Here is a 4,373-nt window from a genome sequence, read left to right as displayed (position 1 = left end):
AGGTCCGCGTGCTGGCATATTCGGGCAGCGGGATTGAGACAACCTTCACGCAAGGCGAGGACTCGTGTCTCGCGGCGCTCGTTCCAACCCTTTCGAACGAACGCCCGAATGCGCGACCGAACTTGATGGTTGTGGGCTCGCTTGCGGATATCGTCGAGGATCAGTTTGCGCGCCTGTTTGACGCGCTCGGCGTCGGCCCGGTGCATTTCCTCCCGATGCGACGCGCCGACGCCAAGCTTTCCGTAGGTCCAAACACAGTCTTCCTTCTAGCGCAACCGTTCTTAAGGGACACAGCCAGCGCCCTCCAGGAGCGCGGCGCGAGGCATATTGCAGCGCCATTCCCGCTTGGGTCCGAAGGGACTTCAGCTTGGTTGCGCGCCGCAGCGGATGCGTTTCAGGTCTCGCCTGAGCGCTTCGAAGCCGTCACGGCCAATGCGCGCTTGCGGGCCGAAGCCTCTGTAGCGCGGCAACGCACTCACCTTGCCGGCAAACGCATCTTCTTCTTCCCCGATTCGCAGCTCGAGATACCGCTCGCGCGCTTCCTTGCGCGGGAACTCGGGATGGTTCCCGTCGAGGTAGGAACGCCCTATCTCAACCGGGCGCTCATGGCCGCGGAGCTTGCGCTTCTGCCGTATGGGCCCCTGCTGAGCGAAGGCCAGGACGTCGATCGGCAACTCGACCGCTGCCGCGCCGCGTCCCCCGATCTCGTCGTGTGCGGGCTTGGCCTCGCGAATCCCCTGGAGGCGGAAGGCATCGCGACGAAGTGGTCGATCGAACTCCTGTTCACGCCGATCCAAGGCTACGAACAATCCGGCGACCTTGCCGGCCTTTTTGCGCGGCCGCTCATGCGCCGCCAGCGGCTGGAGGTCTGAGCGATGGAGCTCACCCTCTGGACCTACGAAGGCCCTCCCCACGTGGGAGCTATGCGGATCGCAGCCTCGATGAGCGGGCTGCATTACGTGTTGCACGCTCCGCAGGGCGACACCTACGCAGATCTCCTGTTCACGATGATCGAGCGTCGCAGCACGCGCCCTCCAGTGACCTATACGACTTTCGAGGCGCGCGACCTCGGTGGCGACACCGCCGAGCTCTTTAAGACCGCGGTGCGTGACGCCTATGAAAGATGGGCGCCGCAGGCGATGCTCGTCGGCGCGTCGTGCACGGCCGAATTGTTGCAGGACGATCCGGGCGGTCTCGCCCGCGCGCTGCGTTTGCCAATCCCGGTCATTCCTCTTGAGCTCCCCGCCTATCAGAAGAAGGAGAACTGGGGTGCGTCGGAGACGTTCTACCGGCTGGTGAGATCCCTCGTCCCCGCTTCAAGTACGCGTGTCCCCGATGCGCGACCCCGCTGCAACATTTTGGGGCCGACTGCGCTCGGCTTTCGACATCGCGACGATGTGCGCGAAATCTCCGGCATCCTCAAATGGCTCGGTGTGGAGATCTGCGTCACGGCGCCCCTCGGCGCCACGCCCGAGGACATCACTCGTCTCGGCGAAGCGGACTTCAACGTCGTGCTCTACCCCGAGATCGCCCTACCTGCGGCAAAATGGTTGGAAAAGAACCACAAGCAACCGTTCACTCAAACCATTCCCATCGGTGTCGGCGCAACGCGCGCTTTTATCGAGGAAGTCGCCGCACTCGCGGGGGTCCATCCCGCCGCAGCACTTGATGAAGACTCGTCACGCTCGCCTTGGTATTCGCGCTCGGTCGACTCGACCTATCTGACCGACAAGCGGGTCTTCATTTTCGGCGACGCCACTCACGCGATCGCAGCGGCGCGCGTCGCGCGAACCGAGCTCGGATTCAAGGTCGTGGGCTTGGGAACCTATTCGAGGGAGTTCGCCCGCGAGCTGCGCAGCGAGGCCGAAGCCTGCGGAGCCGAAGCGCTCATTGCCGACGACTACCTCGAAGTCGAGGCGAAGGTCGCCGAACTGCAGCCGGAACTCATTCTCGGCACCCAGATGGAGCGTCACATCGCCAAGCGGCTCGGAATTCCCTGCGCCGTCATCTCCGCACCGACTCACGTTCAGGACTTCCCGGCCCGATTTTCTCCGCAGATGGGTTTCGAAGGCGCGAATGTGTTGTTCGACTCCTGGGTTCATCCCCTGATGATGGGCCTGGAAGAGCATCTGCTGACGATGTTCCGGGAAGACCCGGAATTCCACGATGGCGTAGCACCATCACATCTGGGCGGCGCCGTCGTCGAGCCGGTACGCGCGTCCGCCCCCGAGCGCACCGCAGCGGCGAGTGCGGATCAAAACATCATCGGCCGGCCAGAGACGATCTGGAGCGCCGAAGCCGAAAGGGAACTTAAAAAAATTCCCTTCTTCGTGCGCGCGCGCGCGCGCGGGAACACCGAGACATTCGCGCGAGAGCTTGGATTGGCAACCATAACGGTAAGTACCCTCTATGAAGCCAAAGCCCACTTCGGCCGCTGAACGCGCGGGTCCGCGCTTCGTCATCGTTACGCTCGACAATCATTTGGCGGGCGCGGTGGACCGCGCGCGCCGCGCCCTCGAGATGGACATTCCCGGGCTCGAGCTTTCATTCCATGCCGCCGCCGAATGGAACGATCCCGCGGCCCTGCAGCGATGCCTCACGTCAATCTCAAAGGCCGACATCATCGTCGCAACCATGCTGTTTATGGAGGAGCATGCGCAGGCGGTCCATTCGGCGATCCAGGCCCGTCGTGACACTTGCGACGCGGTTCTCGGCTGCATGTCCGAGCCGAACATCGTCAAACTGACCCGCATCGGCCGTTTCAACATGGACGGTTCGAAACGGGGCGCGCTCGACTTCCTGAAGCGGCTGCGGGGCGGCGGCAAGCCATCCGCCACGGGCGGCGCTCATCAGCTTGCGATGCTGCGCCGCATCCCGCGTATCCTTAGATTCATCCCTGGTCCCGCGCAGGATCTGCGCGCCTATTTCCTCACCCTGCAATATTGGCTGGCCGGATCGGAAGAGAACATCGCCAATCTCGTCCGCTTTCTGCTCAATCGCTATGCCGGCGGCGCCAATCTGAGCTTGCGCGGCAAGCTGAAGGCGCCCCCGCCGGCTGAATACCCCGATGTCGGCCTCTATCACCCTCGCATGATCGGCCGCCTTGGCGCGTCCGTCGATCATCTGCCGCGTCCATCGGGCGGATCACGCGGGACCGTTGGCGTCCTTCTGATGCGGTCCTATGTGCTCGCCAACAACACCGCGCATTACGACGCCGTGATCGCGGAACTGGAGGCGCGCGGGCTCCGAACGATTCCAGCCTTCGCAAGCGGCCTCGACTCTCGCCCGGCCGTCGAAGCCTATTTCAAGGCTCGCGGGAGCGCAACGATCGACGCGCTTGTGTCACTGACCGGATTCTCGCTCGTCGGCGGTCCCGCTTACAACGATTCGACCAGCGCCACGAAAATGCTGGGCGAACTCGACGTGCCTTACATTGCCGCGCAGGCGCTCGAATTTCAGACCATCGAGGATTGGGAAAGCTCGGACCGGGGACTTTCACCGGTTGAGGCGACCATGATGGTCGCCATTCCAGAACTCGACGGGGCAACGGCTCCGATCGTATTCGGCGGGCGGTCGAGCACCGCCTTGACCGGCGCCACACGCGACATCCAGCCGCACAAAGAACGGATCGCGCGCCTTGCCGACCGCGTCGAGCGGCTCGTGCGATTGCGAGCCAGCGATCGCGCAAGCCGGAAGGTGGCCGTTATTCTCTTCAACTTCCCGCCCAACGCCGGCGCGACAGGCACCGCGGCATTCCTGGGCGTTTATGAGTCCCTGCATCGAACTCTGAAGGCGATGCAAGAGGCCGGCTACACCGTCGAGGTTCCGGAGACCGTCGACGCGCTGCGCCGGCGGATCGTCGAGGGCAACAACGCGCGCTTCGGCGCCGGCGCCAATGTTGTCGCTCGTATCAATGTCGACGATCACATCCGGCGCGAGGCGCATCTCGCGGAGATCGAGGCGCAATGGGGCGCGGCGCCCGGCCGGCATCAGACGGACGGCGCGGCGCTGTTCGTGCTCGGCGAGCGGTTTGGAAACGTGCTGGTCGGGATTCAACCCGCCATGGGTTACGAAGGCGACCCTATGCGCCTGCTGTTTGATCGTGGCTTCGCTCCGACGCACGCCTTTTCGACCTTCTACCGGTACTTGCGCGAGGATTTCGGCGCCGACGTGCTGCTGCATTTCGGCATGCATGGATCGCTCGAATTCATGCCAGGCAAGCAGGTCGGGCTTTCGGTCGCATGCTGGCCCGAGCGCCTGATCGGCGCCATGCCCAACATCTATCTGTATGCCGCGAACAATCCTTCCGAGGGCGCGCTGGCGAAGCGCCGGTCGGCCGCGACCCTCGTCAGCTATCTCACGCCGAGCCTCGC

Annotated in this window: 3 protein-coding genes; all 3 read left to right on the top strand. The window is 63.9% G+C overall.

Annotated elements, in window-relative coordinates:
- On the top strand, positions 1-872 hold an 872-nt coding region (locus tag WCA53_RS20710), incomplete at its 5' end, for a ferredoxin:protochlorophyllide reductase (ATP-dependent) subunit N (RefSeq protein ID WP_423915038.1).
- Positions 873-875: 3 nt separating this feature from the next.
- Positions 876-2,438: a ferredoxin:protochlorophyllide reductase (ATP-dependent) subunit B gene (bchB, locus tag WCA53_RS20705; RefSeq protein WP_423915036.1), complete on the top strand. Its 1,563-nt coding sequence runs from the start codon at positions 876-878 to the stop codon at positions 2,436-2,438.
- Positions 2,439-2,493: 55 nt separating this feature from the next.
- The coding region (locus tag WCA53_RS20700) for a cobaltochelatase subunit CobN (RefSeq protein WP_423915033.1) at positions 2,494-4,373 on the top strand (1,880 nt) is incomplete at its 3' end.

Source organism: Caballeronia sp. (genome assembly GCF_049581465.1).
Taxonomy (GTDB): Bacteria; Pseudomonadota; Gammaproteobacteria; order Burkholderiales; family Burkholderiaceae; genus Caballeronia.
The sequence above is the reverse complement of the archived record's forward strand: the minus strand, read 5'-3'. Positions and strand labels throughout refer to the sequence as shown.

Coding starts and splice junctions, on each gene's coding strand:
- bchB (WP_423915036.1), top strand. CDS start 876: ATGGAGCTCACCCTCTGGACCTACGAAGGCCCTCCCCACGTGGGAGCT.